The sequence below is a fragment of the Hypnocyclicus thermotrophus genome, from assembly GCF_004365575.1.
Taxonomy (GTDB): domain Bacteria; phylum Fusobacteriota; class Fusobacteriia; order Fusobacteriales; family Fusobacteriaceae; genus Hypnocyclicus; species Hypnocyclicus thermotrophus.
The window spans coordinates 161,147-179,942 of sequence record NZ_SOBG01000005.1 but is presented as its reverse complement, the minus strand read 5'-3'; the positions used below and the strand labels follow the sequence as shown (position 1 = coordinate 179,942).

Below are 18,796 nucleotides of genomic sequence, written 5' to 3'. Positions count from 1 at the left end.
CTATTTCACCTCTTTCTCAAAAGCATCTAACGCTTTCATAAGACCAGTATATACTCCTCTAGGTGAGATAGTTGCTCCTGCAAATGAATCTACACCTACTTTAAATTCATAATTTTTATCTTTTCCTATCCATCTTTTTTGCCATTCTTTATTTAAAATTTTATCTCCAAGTCCAGGTGTTTCTAATGCTTTTAATATATTTATTCCTGTAATTTTACCATTCATATCTACACCAAATAATATTACAATATCTCCTCCATACCCTGGCCCTATTGTTTTTACTACATATCCAATTTTTTTATTATTTTTATATGCTGGTATAAATTCCATTCCTTCTATTTCTTTTTTTTCTTCTATTTTATAATCTTCTGCTAAAAGAACATTTTTTCTAGCTTCGATCTCTTCTCTTTTCGATCTTTCAGCTATTACAGGAGCTGTTTTCCCATTTATAAATGCTAATATTGAAGCTGAAATAGAAGCAATAATAAATAATACAAGTCCATAATGTAATGTTTTATTCATTTGACTTCACCTCACCAAATTTTTTAGGTTTTGTATATTTATTTATCAGTGAAGTTACCCCATTCATTATAAGAATAGAAAATGCTACTCCTTCTGGATATGAACCTTTTAATCTTATAAGCATAGTTATACAAGCAACTCCAAGTCCAAATATAATTTTTCCACTAGTTGTATATGGTGTAGTAACCATATCTGTAGCCATAAAAAAGGCACCTATAAATAATCCTCCTGAAAGTATATGATAAAATGGGTTTTGTCCAAAAATAAGTGCTAATATAAACACTGCAGAAATAATTGTAACTGGCATTTTCCAGTCTATATGTTTTTTATAGATTAAATATAATCCACCAATAAGCAAAGCTAATGCAGATGTTTCTCCCATGGAACCTGCCATTTTTCCTATAAACATATCTAAATATACATTATGTCCAAATACTTCCATTAAATCTTTTCCTTTTTTTAAGTAATCTAAAGTAGTAGCACCTGCGCTTCCATCTACATTTACATATCTTGTAAGAAGTGCTGGCCATGATGCCATTAAAAATACTCTTCCTAATAATGCTGGATTAAATACATTATGTCCAAGTCCTCCAAACACCATTTTTCCTATAACTATTGATACAACTGAACCAATAATTATATATGGATATGGAAGTGTTACTGGAGATATAAAAGCAAAAAGCATTCCTGTAATAATGGCACTACCATCAAATATCGTAATTTCTCTTTTCATTAATTTAAGTGATACATATTCTGCTAACATTGCTGATATTACAGCAACTAATGTCATATATAATGCTTTCATTCCAAAAAAATATATTGCAACTAAAAGTGTTGGTAAAAGTGCTATTACTACATCATACATTACACTTTCTATTGTTTCTTTTGTTCTAATATGTGGTGATTGACCTACTCTATATAATTTATCCATAATACACCTGCCTTCTCTTTTATCTTTTCATAGCTCTTAATTTAGCTTTTCCTATTTTTATCCCTTCTGTTAATGGTCTATTTGCTGGACATACAAATGAACAGCTTCCACACTCTATACAATCTAATAAATCGTATTTATCCATCTCCTTCCACTCTTGGAATCTTGCAAGTTTTGCATACATTAATGGAGATAAATTCATCGGACATGCATCTACACATTTTCCACATGTTATACAAGCTCTTGATTTATATGGATTCATCTCTTTTTTTGTAAGAGCTAAAATCCCAGATGTTCCTTTTATTACTGGAACTTCTTCTGAATGTTGAGCTAATCCCATCATTGGACCACCCATTACAAGTTTTTCTGTTTTTTCTCTATCTATTTCTACATAATCTAGTATTTCTTTAAATTGTGTTCCTATTCTTACTCTTAAATTTTTAGGTGTTTTTACTCCCAGCCCTGACACTGTAAGTACTTTTTCTATTACTGGTTTTCCTTCAATCACTGCTTCATATACAGATAATGCTGTAGCCGTATTTTGTACTACTACTCCTACCTCTGATGGTAATTTACCAGAAGGTACTTCTCTATCTAAAACAGCTTTTATTAATTGTTTTTCTCCTCCTTGAGGATATTTTGTTTTAAGTACTGCTATTTCCATTCCATATTTAGAAGCTTCTTCTTTCATTTTATGAATTGCTTCTTCTTTATTTTCTTCTATCCCTATTACTACTCTTTGCACTCCTAAAATATGTCTAAATATATCTATTCCTTTTACTACTTTTTCTGTTTGTTCAAGCATAAGCCTATTATCAGCATTTAAATATGGCTCACATTCTGCACCATTTATTAATAAGACATCTATTTTTTTATCTTTTGGTGGATTAAGTTTTATATGTGTCGGAAATGTTGCCCCACCTTGTCCTACTATTCCCATTTCTCTTACTATCTTTAATAATTCATCTTTTGTTAATTTTTCATATTCTTTATATTTGGGATATTCAAAAATTTCTTCTTCATAATCATTCTCAATAATTACCGTATTTACTCTACCACTTACTGGAAAAGGTCTAACTTCTATTTTTTTTACCACTCCACTTACTGATGAATGTACAGGTGATGATAAAAAACCACTACTATCTCCTATTTTTTGACCTTTTTTTACCCTATCTCCCACTTTTACAAGAGGCTCTAGTACTACTCCTATATGTTGAAGAAGAGGTATACATATTTCTTTTGGAATTTTAAAATCTTCAATCTTTAAATTTTCTGTTAAATCTTTGTTTTCAGGCGGATGTATACCACCTTTAAAACTAAATAATTTCATTTAATTCAACTCCTTTGTTAAATTATAATTAACATTCACTTTATATAATAACTGTTTTTAAAAATTTTGTAAAGTAAGTTATTTTTTTATTTTGTATGTTTTTATTATTTGTTTTTTCAAAATTTACTTTGATTAAAAATTCACTTTGTAAAGTATGGTTTAATATCGAAAAAAAACTTCTTAAACCAATTCCTTTTTATTTTTAAAGGTTTTTTTAGGCTTAAAAAGTTTTTTTACTCTTAAAATCAATAATATTTGTTATTTTTTTCTATTATACTTTTGCATTACTCTATCTAAAGATTTTGAAATTAAAATATCTTTTGTGGCATTTTTCGCATTTTCAATTAAAGTATCTACCTCTTCTATTTCTGCTTTAGCAAAATTGTCTAATACAAAATTTATAACTTCTCCTTTTTCTTTAGGTTTTCCTATTCCACATTTTACTCTAATAAATTTATCTCCTATATGACTTATTATAGATTTTATTCCATTATGGCCTCCTGCACTTCCTTTTGCTTTAATTCTTAGCTCACCCAATTTTAAATCCATATCATCATATATTACAATAATATCATTTTCTATATCTAGTTTATAAAAATTCACAACTTCAATTAATGAATTTCCACTAAGATTCATATACGTTTGTGGCTTAAGTAATAAAACTTTTTCTGACCTAAAAGTCGTATCTGCAATAAGACCTTGGAATTTTTCTCTAAAATTCTCCACACCTAAATCTTTTGCTAAATTATCAATAACATTAAATCCTATATTATGTCTAGTTTTTTCATATTTTTTACCTGGATTACCAAGTCCTACTATTAATTTCATGATATAACCTCCAAATATTATTTTAAGAAATTATATCATTTATTTTGAAATTTTAAAACTCTAATACAAGTTTACCTCTATTTTTTTTAATTATCAAATTTTTTTAATTAAAATTTATTACTTTTTTTTAACATTACAACCGCATAAGATTTAACCCCATTTCCATTTCCTGTAAATCCTAATTTTTCTTCTGTAGTTGCTTTTATATTTATATTCTCTATTTCTATATCAACTACTTTTGATATATTTTCTCTCATTTCAAATAAATAACCTTTTAATTTAGGCTTTTGCATGACTATAATAGAGTCAATGTTGACTATCTCATATCCTTTAGATACTATTAATTTATTCACATGTTTTAATAATTCTATACTTGATATTCCCTTATATTTTTCATCAGTATCAGGGAAATGCTGTCCTATATCACCTAGTGCAAGTGCTCCTAATAACGCATCCATAACAGCATGAATAAGAACATCTGCATCAGAATGCCCTAGTAATCCATATTCATAAGGTATTTCTACTCCACCTAATATTAGTTTTCTATTTTCTACTAGTTTATGAACATCATATCCATTACCTATTCTATACATATTTTTATCCTTTCTTTAATATTTTTTTTCTTCTATTTTTAAATTATGTTTATCATATATTTCTTCATAAAATTCAATTATTTCTTCTTTTGTTACAACTGATGTTCCTACTCTACCAACTACTACTCCTGCTCCTGTATTTGCTATTTTAGCTGATTCTTCATAGCTTGCTCCACACGAAAGCGCCAATGTATATAATGAGATTACTGTATCTCCTGCTCCTGTTACATCATATACTTCTTTTGCAAACGTTGGTATATTTTCTACACTATTTTTCATAAATATACTCATACCTTTTTCACTTCTAGTCATAAGTAAATGATCTAGCTCTAATTTTTCTCTTATTTCTTTTCCTATTTGTATTATTTCATTTTCATTTTCAGTTATATTTTTTCCTATACATTCACATGCTTCTTTTAAATTTGGAGTCATAGAAGTTGCACCTATATAGTTCAAAACATTTTTAGGTTTAGGATCTATAATTATTATTTTATTATTTTCTTTAGCTATTTTAATTATATTTTTAGCTAAATTTTCTGTAAGAACGCCTTTATCATAATCAGATAAAATAATAGCATCTATTTTTTCTATATTTTTATTTAAATTATTTATAATTTTATTTTCTATTTCATTAGAAATAGGATATTTTTTCTCTCTATCTATTCTTAAAAGTTGTTGATTCCCTGCTAAAATTCTTTGTTTTATTATTGTAGGTCTTTCTCTATCAATTATTATACCTTCTGTATTTACATTTTTTTCTTTGAATTTATAAAGTAACTTATTTGCATTTAAATCATTTCCTACTATTCCATATGCTAATACATTTACACCTAATACAGATAAATTATTTACTACATTAGCTGCTCCTCCAAGTACATATTTTTCATTATTTACATTTACTACTGGTACTGGAGCTTCTGGAGATATTCTATCTACATTTCCTATTATATATTCATCTATCATCATATCTCCTATTACAGCAATACTTTTAGTTAAAAAATTTTCTAATATTTCAAATAATCTTTCTTTTTTTAACATTTTTCCTCCTAAAATTTTTTGATTTTTTATAAAATTATATCATTTCAAATAAAAAAAAGCTAATGAAAAACTCATTAGCTTTAATAAATTTAATTATTTACTTACTGTATTAGTATAAGGTAATAACGCTATATTTCTTGCTCTTTTAATAGCTCTAGCTATTTTTCTTTGTAATTTAGCATCTGCTCCTGTTACTCTAGCTGGATTAATTTTACCTTTATCAGACATAAATTTTTTTAATAAATCTACATTTTTATAATCAATATCTTTTGCAGTTACTTTTAATCTTGATCTTCTTCTTCTTCTTCTTTTGATATCCATTATCTTCACCTCCAAAAATTAAAATGGAAATTCGTCATCATCTTCTTCTTCATGCGAATTTTGTACTGGTTCTGGGGATTTAGACGTATTTGTTATGTTTCCTGTTGTAGATAAGCTTGCTTTAGATTCTAAAAACTCAATCCTATCAACGATAACATCTGTTCTATATCTTTTTTCACCATTTGTTTCATATGAACTAGTTTGTAATCTACCTTGAACTCCTGTCATACTACCTTTTCTTAAGTATTCACCAATAAGTTCTGCAGTTTTTCCAAATGCTGTACATCCTATAAAATCCGCTTCATCTTTAGCTACCCTGTTAACTGCTAAAGTGAATCTACAATAAGCTGTACCACTTTGTCCATATTTCAGCTCTGGATCTCTAGCTAATCTACCTGTTAATACAACTAAATTCATTGACATAAAACCCCTCCCCAAAAATATCTATAATTAGTCTTTTTTTACTACGATATATCTCATTAAGTTTTCAGTTATGTTTAATTTAGTTTCTACTTCTTTTAATTCTGTTCCTTCAATTTTAAAAGTAGTTAATACATAAAACCCAGTTTCTTTTTTGTCGATAGGGTAAGCTAATTTTCTTTCTCCCCATTTTTCAACTTTTACATCTTCAGCTTTTGCAGCAGCTAAGATAGCATTTACTTTCTCTATAACTTCTGCTTTTTGCTCTTCTGTAGTTACTGGATTAATAATGTACATTATTTCGTAATTTCTTATCATTAATCTTCCTCCTCCCTCTGGATATTGTCTAGTTTTTTACTAAACAGGGCTATTTATAATAACATATTTTTATTTAAAAATCAACTTTTTTTATAAATTTCTTTTTCTAATTATAGCTGGAATTTCTAAATAATCATCATCTTCTTCAGTTTTTTTATCTTTATTAACTTTAATATTTGTTTCAAATGTTTTTTCTTTTCTAATTTCTTTATCAGCTAAATCTATAAAATCTGTTGCCATTATAGTCACTTTTATTATATCTTCTAAACTTTCATCTATAACACTACCAAACATCATCTCTTCTGTATGCTCTGTTCCCGCCGCTGCTTTAATTGCTTCTGAAATTTGATTTGCTTCTGTTAAAGTAAAATCTTCTCCACCTGTTATATTTAATAAGATTCTTTGCGCTCCTTCTATAGATTTTTCTAACAATGGATTAGATAACGCCATTTGTGTAGCAATATTTGCTCTATCTTCTCCACTTGCTTCTCCAAATCCTAACATAGCTACTCCTGATCCTTTTATTATTGTACGTATATCTGCAAAATCTAGATTAATATAACCATGTTTTGTTATAAGCTCCGAAACACCTTTTACCCCTATTTTTAATATATTATTTGCTTCTTGGAATGCATTTTTAAGAGTTATTTTTTTGTTTGGTAAATCAAATAATTTATCATTTGGAATAATAACAAGCGTATCTACAAACTCTCTAAACCTCTCTAATCCTTCTTCAGCATTTTTCATTCTTTTTTTACCTTCAAAATTAAATGGTTTAGTAACTATACCTATAGTTAAAACACCCAATTCTTTAGCTATTTCAGCTATTGATGGAGCTGCTCCTGTCCCTGTTCCTCCACCCATTCCTGCTGTAATAAAAAGCATATCTGTATTTTCTAATATTTTTTTTACTTCTTCTTTACTTTCTTCTACTGATTTTCTTCCTATTTCTGGATCAGCTCCCGCACCTAATCCTTTTGTTAAAGTTTTTCCTAATTGGAGTTTGATTTGAGCAGCAGAATTTTCTAAATCTTGTACATCTGTATTTGCTGCTATAAATTCTATCCCAGATACACCACTAGCTATCATATCATTTATAGCATTTCCACCAGCTCCTCCAACACCAATTACTTTTATTTTTACATGTTCTTCCATCCCCATGCTTGTTTACCCTCCTTAATTTCCGCTAAAATAAGCTAGAAAAAAATTTTTTAACCTTCTCTTTAATATTATTATCTTTTTCAATTTTATTTTTATTTTGTTCTTTTTTTTCTATTTTTTTCTCTTGTTTTTTTTCTTTATGTAATTTTGAGTAATAATATTTTTTTTCAGTAGCATAAAGTAATAATCCTATTCCTGTAGCATTTTCTGGTTTATTCATATTTTCTAATAATCCGTCTATTTCTATAGGTACCCCTATTTTAATATTATAATTCAAAAGTTGTTTTGCTCTTTTTTCAAGACCAGCTATCTTAGACGAACCACCTGTAAATACAATTCCATTTGTTATATAATCACCAAACCCTGATAATTCTATTCCCTCTTCTATATATTCTATTATATCATCTATTCTAGCTTCTATTATCTCTTTGAGTACATCTAATTTTACTTCTATTTTATCATTTGAATTTTTACTATCTACTTGCAAAGTTTTCTCTGTTTTTGGATCAAAATATAAATCACTAAATGTCTTTTTCAATTCTTCTGCTGTTTCTAAATCTATTTTTAATACCTGTGCTATATCACTTGTAAAATGTTGTCCACCAATTGGTATTACACTTGCATAAATTAATTTATCTCTTTTATATATTCCAAGATCTGTTGTTCCCCCACCTATATCCACTATTACTGTTCCAAATTCTTTTTCAGACTGTGTAAGCACTGATTTTGCTGAAGCATAAGGTTCTAATATAATATCATCTATTTCTATGTTAATATTTTTCAAAGCATTTTTTAATGAAATTATCTCTTTTTCAGAACCAGTAATAAGATGTACATCTGCTTTTAAAAAACTTCCTTGCATGCCTATTGCATTTTTAAGTACGCTAGAATTATCCACTTTATAATTATAAACTATCTCATGAAGTACTTGTCTTCCATCTTCTACTAATCTATTTATAGCTTTTCTTACAAGTTTTTTATAATCTTTTTCCTCTATAACTCTTGGTGCATTATCTAATTCAAGTTCAACATTTGTTACACTAGATTTTATATGTTTTCCAGAAAGTCCTACAAAAGTTTTTGTTATTTTAATTCCGGCCATAAATTCTGCTTTTTTTACAGCTCTTTCTATATCTTCACTAAGTGTTGTTATATCAACTATTAACCCTCTTTTTAATCCCCTAGACGCAGCAACTCCGTATCCTTTTACTTGAAATGTATGTGTTTCATTATCTACTTTTGCAATTATTACATATATTTTGGTTGTTCCTATATCTATAGCAACGGCAATATTATTATCCATTAACTGCCTCCCCCTTAATAATCCTATTTAACAATAAAATCCTTAAATCTTATATCTAAATACTCATCTATCTCTTTTTTATTTTTTAAATGATTATATAGCTTAAAAGCTAAACTATATTTTTTCTTTTCTACATCAATATCTGTCTTTATTTTTATTCCATCTCTTAAATAAATGATATAGTAATTCTCTTTTTTATAAAGTTCTGATATTAATTCTAAATATTTTCCCTCTAATTTATTTAATATACTAATATACTCTTTCAAGTCTTCCAAGTTAGTTAATTTTATTATAGCCAAATCTTCATTAGATATTTCTTTATATATAGAAAAAATTATTCCATTTTTATCACTAACTAATATTCTTCCTTTATATTCAACATAAATAAAAGGTTTTTTTTCCTCTATTTCAAAAATTAATTTATCTGGTATTTTTCTTTTAATATCTAATTTTTCTATTCTTACATCTTTTAATATTAATTCTTTAAGTTTTTCTATATCTATTTTCCATATATTTTTTGATTTTAAAATATCTAATTTCTCTATAATATCATTTTTTAATAATTCATTTTTACCCATAATTTGAATATCTTTAATTAAAAAATAATCTGAATTATAAAAAAAATATATATTATAAAAAATAATAAATAAAATAAAAATAGGTATAAATTTTTTAAAAAATACCATACTTACCCCTTTTAATACTTATCACTAATATATCATTTTTTTTAGTTTTTTTCAACACTAAAAGTGTCAGTTTTATTTTATAATTATAATTTCTTCTTCTAATTCTATTCCTGTTTTAGATTTCACATTATTTTTTACATACTCTATAAGCTTTATAACATCACTATATTTTGCATTTTCTTCATTAACAATAAAATTAGGATGTTTTTTAGAAATTCTAGCACCACCTATTTTATGTCCTTGTATTCCTGCTTCTATTATTAATTTCGCAGAATAATAACCTTCTGGGTTTTTAAAAGTACTTCCTAAATTAGGTAAATCTAAAGGATGATTATTTTCCCTTTTGTTTATTAATTCTTTTACTTTTTCTTTATTAAATCCTTTTTCTAATTTAAAAATAACACTTATTATTATCCATTTTTTTTCTTTTATCTCTGTTGCTCTATAACTATATTTTATATTTTCTTTTTTTATTTTTCTCAAGTTATTATTATTATCTATTATTTCTATCTCTTCTATATAATCAAAAATCTCAGTTCCATAAGCTCCACCATTCATATATACAAGCCCACCTACACTACCTGGAATACCCGCGAGATTTTCTAATCCTGATAAATTATTTTTTTCCATAAATTCTATAAATTTACTAAAGTCTAACCCTGCTTCTACATATACTCTATTATTTTCTAATAATTTAATCGCATTTAATCTTTTTAAAGTTATAAAAGTTTTATCTATTTTTCCATCTTTTATTAATGTATTTGTACCATTACCTATTATAAAAAAATCTTTTGCTTCTTCTAAAACTTCTAATAATTCTTCTTTTTTTTCAATAAAAATAAGCTCTTTTGCTTCTCCACCTATTTTCATATTTGAATGATTTTTCATTTTCGCGTTTTTTATAACTTCCATTCTACACTCCGTAATTATTTGATATTTTTTCACTTAAATTATGTGCTATTTGAGAAATATCTCCAGCTCCCATAAAAAGATATGTTGTTTTGATTTTGTTTTCTTTAATCTTATTTAAAATATCTTCCTCACCCTTTATTATATTTATTTTAGAGTGATTAATTTTTTCTACTAAAATTTTTTCATCTACTCCATAAATATTTTTTTCTCCTGCTGAATAAATCGGTAAAATTATTACTTCATCAGCTAAATCAAAAACACCAATAAATTTATCTAATAAAAATTTTAATCTACTATATCTATGTGGTTGAAAAACTGCTATTATTTTATCTGTTTTTCTTTCTTTAGCAGCTCTCAATGTTGCTTTTATTTCTGTTGGATGATGTGCATAATCATCTACTATAGTTATTCCATTACTATAAAGTACATCAAATCGTCGTTTTGCATTATTAAATGTTGCTAATTTTTGTTTTATTTCTTCTATTTCTACTCCAAATTTTATTGCTAAATATATAGTCCCTATAGCATTTGAAACATTATGTATTCCTGGAATTTTTATTTTGAAATTATCTATATATTTATTTTCTATAAACAAATCAAATGTTGTAAAATTATCTATTTGATTTATATTTTCAGCATAAATATTAGCTTCTTTATCTATTATACTGTATGTTTTTATTTTGTCAGAATATTTACTTAAATTTTTAGCATTTTTACAATCAATGCAAAGAATAACTTCTTCTTCTGTTTGATTTATAAAATTTTTAAATGAGTTTTCTATATTTTCAAATGACCCGTGATTTTCTAAATGATCTTCTTCTATATTTGTTATTATTGAATATTTAGGTTTTAAATATAAAAAAGAGTTATCACTTTCATCCGCTTCAGCTATAAAAATATCAGAATTTCCAACTTTTGCATTTGAATTAATCTCTGGTAAAATACCTCCTACCATTATAGTTGGTGATTTTGACATTGAAATCGATGACATTAATGAAGTAGTTGTTGTCTTTCCGTGTGTACCCGCTATCGCTACACCTATTTTTTCATTAAAAAGTTTTGCTAAAAACTCTCCTCTTTTTATCATTTTTATATTCTTTGCTTTTGCAGCTATATATTCTGGATTATCTTCTTTTATTGCACTCGAATATATTACCATATCTACTTTTTTTATATTTTCTTTTTTTTGACCTATATATACTTTTATTCCTAAACTTTCTAATTCTTTAGTTATATTTTTTTTAGCTATATCTGATCCTTCTACTTCTAATCCCATACTATTAGCTATTTTAGCTAATCCGCTCATACCTATACCATTTATACCAATAAAAAAAACTTTTTTTATACCTTTCATATACTTAATTCCTCCAAATATCTATTTCATTAACAATTTTTAATGTAGAATTTCCTTTTTTTATTAAAACTAAATTATTTTTCATTTTTTTTAATAATTTTTCATTTTTTATTAAATTTATTGCTTCTTTTATTGCTTCGTCACTATTATCTTCATCATATACTTTTGCAGCACCTATTTTTTTTAACAATTCAGCATTTTGTTTTTGCCCTACATCACTACTTTTGTAAGGTATCATAATACTAGGTTTTTGGAGTTCTATAACCTCAGATACTGTTAACGCTCCAGCTCTACAAATTAAAAGGTCTGAAGCCGCCATAATTTTAGCTATATTATCAAAATATGGTTTTATTACATCATTTGGTTTTCTTTTTCTTATTTTATTATTTATTTCATCAAAATGATTTTTTCCTGTTGCCCAATACACTCTTATGTCTAAATTTTTAAATAACTCATCCCAATTATTTAATATAGCTTCATTTATTTTTTTTGCTCCCAAACTACCACCAATAACAAGAAGTATTTTTTCATTATTTCCTATTTTTAATTTTTCTCGCTCTTCTTCTCTATCTATATATCTAAATTCTTTTCTCAGTGGATTTCCCGTTACCATTACTTTATGCTGATATTTTCTCGGAATATCTTCATATGTTTTATCAAAAGCTACAAAAATCTTTTGAGATACTCTATAGAATACTCTATTTGCAAGTCCTAAATTAATATTTTGTTCTTGAAGGTATATTTTTTTCCCAAGTAAAAAGGCTGCTATTAAAACTGGTATTGATATATAATTTCCAAAACCAATAATACAATCTATATTTTCTTTGTATAAAATTGTTATACTTTTTATTATTGATTTAAATAATCTATATATTGATTTTATATTCGTTATTTTAATAGGTTTTATATCTAGCCCTATAAAATCAAATCCATTTTCAGGTACTAATTCATTTTCCATTCTATATTTACTACCTATAAATAACGTTTCTACTTCTCTATTTTTAAGTTCTTTTGCAATAGCTAAAGCTGGATATATATGTCCACCTGTTCCTCCAGTTGTTAAAACAACTTTTTTCATATTTAACCCCATTTCTAATTAAACTTTTGTAAAATTAATTCTTTAAAAATTTTTCCTCTTTCTTCAAAATTTTTAAATTGATCAAAACTAGAATGTGCCGGCGAAAAAAGTACTATTTCTGATTCTAATTTAAGATTATCTACTACTTTCTCAATAGTTTTTAAGTTTTTAATATTTTCTTTTTTATATTCTAGCTCTAATAATATCTCCTCTAAAATATCTGCTGTCTCACCTATAAGATATACCTTTTTTACTTTATTTTTTATTATTTTACACAGTGGATATAGATCTACTTTTTTATCTTTTCCTCCTGTTATTAAAATTAAGTCTTTTTCAAAAGCTTCTATTGCTTTTATTGTAGAATCTATATTTGTTCCTTTAGAATCATTAATAAACAAAGTATCTTCTTTTTTAAAAAATTCTTCCATTCTATGTTCTAGAGTATTTGTTGTTTCTAAAAAAACTTTTAATTTTTTTCTATCAAGACCTAAAATTTCAGATACAGATATTATAAATAAAATATTTTGTATATTATGTATACCTTTTAAAGAAAGATTATTTTTGTTTATATACATTTCTTTATTTATAAATATATAATTATTTTTATAATAGATATCAGCTTCATTTTCTAAAGAAATTTTTTTTAAGTTTATATTTTTATTAAATCTAGTCATTATTTCATTATCATCAATATTTAAAATAAAATAATCAGTATTATTACAATTTTTATAAATATTAAATTTTGCATTGTAATATTCATCTAAACTACTATATCTATTCATGTGATCAGGTGTTAAATTTATTATCATCGATATATATGGTTTAAATGTTTTAATATTTTCAAGCTGGTATGAGCTAAGTTCTAACACAATATAATCTAAATCTTTACCCTCTAAAACTATTTCGGAAAAAGAAATACCTATATTTCCGGCATATTTTACTTTATAACTATTATACTCTAATAACTCTTTTATTTTGCTTGTTACAGTAGTTTTTCCATTCGTTCCTGTAATTGCTATAATTTTCGTATTTTTGTTCATATACATATAAGCTAATTCTATTTCATCTATTAAATTAATATTTTTATCTATTGCTAATTTTACAAAATCATTATAAGGAATTCCTGGACTTTTTATAAAAATATCTATTTCATCTAAATATTTTATAGCTTTTTGTGATGATATTCCATTTTTATCATCTACTAAAATTACTTCATAACCTTGTTTTTCTAAAAGTTTTTTTGCTCCTAAACCACTTTTTCCTGCTCCATAAACAATAGCTTTCAAAATAATCACCTATCTTAATTTTAAAATTAAAAGTCCTAATATAGAAAACATAATTGATATTATCCAAAATCTTGCAGTTACTTTTGTTTCTGGTACACCTAAAATTTCAAAATGATGATGTATAGGCGCCATTTTAAATACTCTTTTTCCTCTTTTTTTAAAAGACCACACTTGAATTATTACTGATAATGCTTCTATAACAAAAATTACTCCTATTATACCTAATAAAATCTCTTGTTTTAATAATATTGATATAATACCTAATAATCCTCCGAGTGCTAATGAACCTGTATCTCCCATAAAAATCTGCGCAGGATAAAAATTGTACCATAAAAAACCTAATCCAGAACCTATTATACTCGCTAAAAATACTACTATTTCGCCTGTTCCTTCTATATAATAAAGATTTAAATATTTACTCCAAATAATATTTCCTGTAAAATATGCTACTATTGCAAGAGTCAATGATACTATCATAACTGGTACAATAACTAATCCATCAAGTCCATCTGTTATATTTACAGCATTTGAGCTTCCTACAATAATAAATATAATAAATAATAACATTAAAAAACTACCAATGTAAATATAAGAATTTTTTAAAAATGGATTTACAATCGAAAAAGAAATTTCTCCTAAATTTAGATTTTTTATAAAAATCCATACTATTATAGAGAGTATTATTTGTGCAAGTATTTTCTTTTTTCCTGCCAATCCTTTTTTATCCACCGTAAATTTTTTAAAATCATCATAAAATCCTAATCCACCTAAAAATAATGTAGAAATAGAAAGAAGTACAATATACTGATTAGTCCAATTACCTGTTATTAAAACTGTGAGAAGTATTGAAAAAAGAATAAGTACCCCGCCCATCGTAGGTGTACCTTGTTTATTATAATGAGTTTTAGGTCCCTCTTTTCTTATATCATCTCCTATTTTTTTTCTTCTTAGATAATTAATAAATGGTTTCCCTATAAAAAGAACTATAAAAAATGATAAAAAAAACGCTATTATGGATCTCACTGTAATATACTTAAATACCCTTAAAAATGAAAGCTCATTAAATAATTTTAAATAAATATAATATAACATGCCAATCTCCTTTAGTTTATAAAATTTCTTCTAATTTCATTCCACGAGATCCCTTTAGTAGAACTGCTAATTTTTCCTCTTTATTCCCTAATAAATTTTGTATATCTTTTTTATTTGTAAAATACCTTACATTTAATCTATTTTTTATTTTTTTATATAGGTATTGCATCTCTTTTCCATATAGATATATCTCTTTTATATCTATTCTTTCTAAGATATAAGACAAATCCTCATGATATTTTTTACTATTTATTCCAAGCTCTAACATATCTCCTAAAACAACTATCTTGTATCTATCATTATATAAATTATTAAAAGTTTCAAGAGAAGCTTTCATAGATATAGGGCTTGCATTATAAGCATCATTTATATATATATTTCCTTTTATCTTTAAAACTTCAAATCTCATTGATGTTAAAGTTAAATTCTTTATAATATCTTTTATTTTTTCTATTCTCATTTCATAAAATATCGCTATTTGTATTGCAATCACTATATTGTATACATTATGTACCCCATATAGATTTGTTATAAATTTATGTTCTTTATCATTAATTTTTAATTTGAAATATGTATACTCATTTTTTATTTCTATTTCTAATATAGATATATTTCCATTTCTTCCTATTTTTATTATTTTTTTATCATTTAATTTTGATAAATAAAAATCATCACCATTTACAACCATCTTTTTACTATAAGGTATTATTTCACTTTTAGCTTTAAATACATTTTCTTTTGTTTTTAAATATTCTAAATGGGATTCTCCTATATTTGTAATAACTCCTATATCTGGCTTTGATATACTAGCTAATAAATCAATTTCACCTAAATTACTCATTCCAAATTCGAGAATTAAAAATTCATCATCATCCTCTACATTTAATAAAGTATAAGGCATTCCTATATGATTATTTTTATTTCCAATAGTTTTTTTTGTTTTAAATTTTTCATTAAATATTTGAAAAATAATATCTTTTGTTGTTGTTTTTCCATTACTTCCAGTTACTGCTATTATTTTTATATTTAGTTTTTCTCTATACTCTTTTGCTAAATTTTGTAAAAATTCTATACTATCTTTAACTTTATAACATTTTTCATTAACTATATTTTCTCCATTTTTATCGTAAATAACATATGCACCTTTATTAAGTGCTTCTTTAATATAATTGTTTCCACCTCTTATAGCAAAAAATAGATCATTCTCCATTACTTCTCTACTATCTATGCAAATTTTATTTATTTTTTCTATTTTTTTAAAATATTTTTTTAAAATTTTTTTTAAAATTTCTCTTTTCATTTTTCACAACCTTAAAGTTACATTTTCTAATTATTATATCATTTTTTTTTATAATCATCAATAAAGTAATTTTTTTTATTTGTTTTTTAAGGATTATTTCAGTTTATCAATATATACTTATTTTAGGGTTTGACTTTATAATAAATTTATGATAATTTATAACATGGTAACGTATACATCTAGGAGGGTATATAATGAAAAAATCTAATTTATTTTTAATAGCTCTACTTATTATATCAAATATTTCATTTGCATTTGACGATATTGATTATAATTCTTTTGAAGGTAAAGCTATAAAATCTTTAACTGAAAAAAATATTTTAACTCCTCTATTTGATAACAAATCAAATTTTGAAGGCAATAAAAATTTTTCTAGATATGAAATAGCTACTATCTTATATAATAGTATTATTTACAATGAAAATTATATAAAAAAGAATGCTAACATACAGGATATAACTATTTTAAAAGCTTTGGTTAGTGAATATGCAAATGAACTTGGTAAACTTGGAGCTACAGATTATGAACTTAATCAAAAAATTGATACTTTAAAAATTGAACTTAATCAAAAAATTGATAATAATTACAATGAATTAAAATCTATGATTGACAGAGTAAGATTTAATGCAGAATTAGAAATAAATAAAAATTTTACTTCTAACAATTCTACTCTAGATATTGATGGAAGAGCTAGTATTTTAACAAAATTTAATAATTATTTAAATTCTACTTTTACTTTTGATCCAAATTATGGGTTAGCTAATTATGATATTCATTTATCTGATGATACTTTAAAAATTGTTATGTTTAAAAATATTTATGAAGAAAGCGACAATGAATATTATTCAAATAAAAAACTTCCTTCATTTAACTCTAATTTTAATATATTAAATGGCGATAAAATAGAAAATAATGATGGATATATTATAGAAAGTACTTTATTAAACAAAAAATATACCACTTTGTTTTCAACTACTTCATATGGGGAACTATTTGGAGTTGAGTGGGGAGGTGTATTTGGATATTTTAATAATAAAGAAGGTACTAAATCTAATTATAATTTAATGTATACTCGATTGGATAATCCTATAAATACTACTAAAAAATCATTTTTATCTTTTAATTCAGATTTTAATTTTACTATAAATAATAATACTTATACATATTTTAATGTAGAATATTCTACTGTGTCAAACAAAGATTATAATAGTAATTCTACTAATAACGAATATATTTTACCTATGGATGATAACTCTGCTATTTATTTATATTCTAACACTACAAAATATTTAAAAGATAGCAAAATAGATATTCTTTTTGCCGGAATAAGCACTGGGAAAAATTATGATATTACTGGACTTGGAGATACTGATTATCAGGTATTTAAACAAACTGATTTAATCAAATCTGATATAAACCATTATGGTGGAATAAAAGGTATCTCATATACTTCACCATACTTAAAAACTAGTTTGTATCATTCTACATATGTATCTAATGAAATTAATTCTTCAAAAGAAAAAGAATTATCTTTTAAAAATATTTTAAAAGTAAATAATAATTATAATCTTACTTTTGATATTATTAATAATAATAAAGATAATGATACAACTGATTCTACTTTAACTTTAGTAAATAAAACTATTTATAGACCTGGAATTACAGCTAAAAATGTTTCTGGTAATAATACATTTGATAAATTTACTTTTGGATATATTAGAAATAATGATACAAATATAAATTCTTGGGAGTTATATGGAGAGCATAGTAAATTATATACTAATAATAAAAGTATGAAATTTGCTTCTAAGTATTATGATGATGGCGATGAATTATATAAACAAATTAATTTAGGATGGAATTTTGAAAATAATAATGTTTTATCTAAACCTAAAACACCTGAATCTATTCCATATAATTCTGATATCTTAATTGGTGGAAGATATATGAATAAAAAATATAGTAATTCTAGTTCAGATGAAGATAATTTTATTTTATTTTATAAACAAGATTTGAGTAAAAATAATATAACTTATTCATTTGGTGGAAAATATCAACTTGATAGAATTGAATCAAATGGAAAAATGGTGGATAGTGATAATAACTATAAAAATAATACAAAATTTTCTATATCTATGAAATATAAATTTGATAATTCTAATTATTTAAAACTATCTTATGGACCTAATGATACATATGAAGATTTTGATAATTTTATGTATAATTACACAACTATCTATGATAATGAACAAGATCAAGCTAAAATATCATTTATAACTAAATTTTAATATAAAAAATAGACCTAAAATAAATATTAGGTCTA

At 24.8% G+C, this 18,796-nt stretch carries 19 protein-coding genes; 1 reads left to right on the top strand and 18 read right to left on the bottom strand.

Annotation, left to right across the window (positions count from 1 at the left end; translation table 11 throughout):
- The 18 genes from EV215_RS06985 to EV215_RS06900 all read right to left on the bottom strand — a co-directional run bounded on the left by EV215_RS06985 (position 1) and on the right by EV215_RS06900 (position 16,473).
- Positions 1-522, bottom strand: a complete 522-nt coding sequence (locus EV215_RS06985) for an RnfABCDGE type electron transport complex subunit G (RefSeq protein ID WP_134113277.1) — start codon at positions 520-522, stop codon at positions 1-3.
- Positions 515-1,453 (bottom strand): RnfABCDGE type electron transport complex subunit D, encoded by a 939-nt coding sequence (locus EV215_RS06980; protein WP_134113276.1) that lies wholly within the window; start codon positions 1,451-1,453, stop codon positions 515-517. Before EV215_RS06980 ends, EV215_RS06985 begins: the two co-directional genes overlap by 8 nt.
- 19 nt (positions 1,454-1,472) lie before the next feature.
- Positions 1,473-2,783, bottom strand: a complete 1,311-nt coding sequence (gene rsxC / locus EV215_RS06975) for an electron transport complex subunit RsxC (protein ID WP_134113275.1) — start codon at positions 2,781-2,783, stop codon at positions 1,473-1,475.
- Between the two features lie 258 nt (positions 2,784-3,041).
- A complete protein-coding gene (gene pth / locus EV215_RS06970) occupies positions 3,042-3,611 on the bottom strand; it encodes an aminoacyl-tRNA hydrolase (protein WP_134113274.1) in 570 nt (189 codons plus the stop codon).
- A gap of 107 nt (positions 3,612-3,718) precedes the next feature.
- On the bottom strand, positions 3,719-4,204 hold the full coding sequence (ispF, locus tag EV215_RS06965; protein WP_134113273.1) for a 2-C-methyl-D-erythritol 2,4-cyclodiphosphate synthase: 486 nt from the start codon (positions 4,202-4,204) through the stop codon (positions 3,719-3,721).
- A gap of 15 nt (positions 4,205-4,219) precedes the next feature.
- Positions 4,220-5,242 (bottom strand): D-glycero-beta-D-manno-heptose-7-phosphate kinase, encoded by a 1,023-nt coding sequence (gene rfaE1 / locus EV215_RS06960; RefSeq protein ID WP_134113272.1) that lies wholly within the window; start codon positions 5,240-5,242, stop codon positions 4,220-4,222.
- A gap of 93 nt (positions 5,243-5,335) precedes the next feature.
- On the bottom strand, positions 5,336-5,563 hold the full coding sequence (rpsR, locus tag EV215_RS06955) for a 30S ribosomal protein S18 (RefSeq protein WP_208320356.1): 228 nt from the start codon (positions 5,561-5,563) through the stop codon (positions 5,336-5,338).
- 18 nt (positions 5,564-5,581) lie between these two features.
- Positions 5,582-5,980 carry a single-stranded DNA-binding protein gene (locus tag EV215_RS06950; RefSeq protein WP_134113309.1) on the bottom strand — a complete coding sequence of 133 codons (399 nt, stop codon included), beginning with the start codon at positions 5,978-5,980 and terminating at the stop codon, positions 5,582-5,584.
- Between the two features lie 33 nt (positions 5,981-6,013).
- Positions 6,014-6,298 carry a 30S ribosomal protein S6 gene (gene rpsF, locus EV215_RS06945; RefSeq protein WP_134113308.1) on the bottom strand — a complete coding sequence of 95 codons (285 nt, stop codon included), beginning with the start codon at positions 6,296-6,298 and terminating at the stop codon, positions 6,014-6,016.
- Between the two features lie 93 nt (positions 6,299-6,391).
- A complete protein-coding gene (gene ftsZ / locus EV215_RS06940; RefSeq protein ID WP_371682588.1) occupies positions 6,392-7,456 on the bottom strand; it encodes a cell division protein FtsZ in 1,065 nt (354 codons plus the stop codon).
- 31 nt (positions 7,457-7,487) lie between these two features.
- Complete coding sequence (ftsA, locus tag EV215_RS06935; protein ID WP_134113270.1) at positions 7,488-8,765, bottom strand: cell division protein FtsA; 1,278 nt, start codon at positions 8,763-8,765, stop codon at positions 7,488-7,490.
- Positions 8,766-8,788: 23 nt separating this feature from the next.
- Positions 8,789-9,451 carry a cell division protein FtsQ/DivIB gene (locus EV215_RS06930; protein WP_134113269.1) on the bottom strand — a complete coding sequence of 221 codons (663 nt, stop codon included), beginning with the start codon at positions 9,449-9,451 and terminating at the stop codon, positions 8,789-8,791.
- Positions 9,452-9,523: 72 nt separating this feature from the next.
- Positions 9,524-10,363 carry a UDP-N-acetylmuramate dehydrogenase gene (gene murB, locus EV215_RS06925; RefSeq protein WP_134113268.1) on the bottom strand — a complete coding sequence of 280 codons (840 nt, stop codon included), beginning with the start codon at positions 10,361-10,363 and terminating at the stop codon, positions 9,524-9,526.
- A 1-nt stretch (position 10,364) separates the two neighbouring features.
- A complete protein-coding gene (murC, locus tag EV215_RS06920) occupies positions 10,365-11,708 on the bottom strand; it encodes a UDP-N-acetylmuramate--L-alanine ligase (RefSeq protein ID WP_134113307.1) in 1,344 nt (447 codons plus the stop codon).
- Between the two features lie 13 nt (positions 11,709-11,721).
- A complete protein-coding gene (gene murG, locus EV215_RS06915; RefSeq protein ID WP_134113267.1) occupies positions 11,722-12,795 on the bottom strand; it encodes an undecaprenyldiphospho-muramoylpentapeptide beta-N-acetylglucosaminyltransferase in 1,074 nt (357 codons plus the stop codon).
- Positions 12,796-12,809: 14 nt separating this feature from the next.
- A complete protein-coding gene (murD, locus tag EV215_RS06910; protein WP_134113306.1) occupies positions 12,810-14,084 on the bottom strand; it encodes a UDP-N-acetylmuramoyl-L-alanine--D-glutamate ligase in 1,275 nt (424 codons plus the stop codon).
- A 6-nt stretch (positions 14,085-14,090) separates the two neighbouring features.
- A complete protein-coding gene (gene mraY / locus EV215_RS06905; RefSeq protein WP_134113266.1) occupies positions 14,091-15,173 on the bottom strand; it encodes a phospho-N-acetylmuramoyl-pentapeptide-transferase in 1,083 nt (360 codons plus the stop codon).
- Positions 15,174-15,189: 16 nt separating this feature from the next.
- Positions 15,190-16,473 (bottom strand): UDP-N-acetylmuramoyl-tripeptide--D-alanyl-D-alanine ligase, encoded by a 1,284-nt coding sequence (locus EV215_RS06900; protein ID WP_134113265.1) that lies wholly within the window; start codon positions 16,471-16,473, stop codon positions 15,190-15,192.
- Positions 16,474-16,667: 194 nt separating this feature from the next.
- On the opposite strand from EV215_RS06900, the gene EV215_RS06895 reads away from it, so the two are divergent.
- Positions 16,668-18,761, top strand: coding sequence for a hypothetical protein (locus EV215_RS06895; protein WP_134113264.1), 2,094 nt, complete (start codon positions 16,668-16,670; stop codon positions 18,759-18,761).
- Positions 18,762-18,796: the final 35 nt, after the last annotated feature.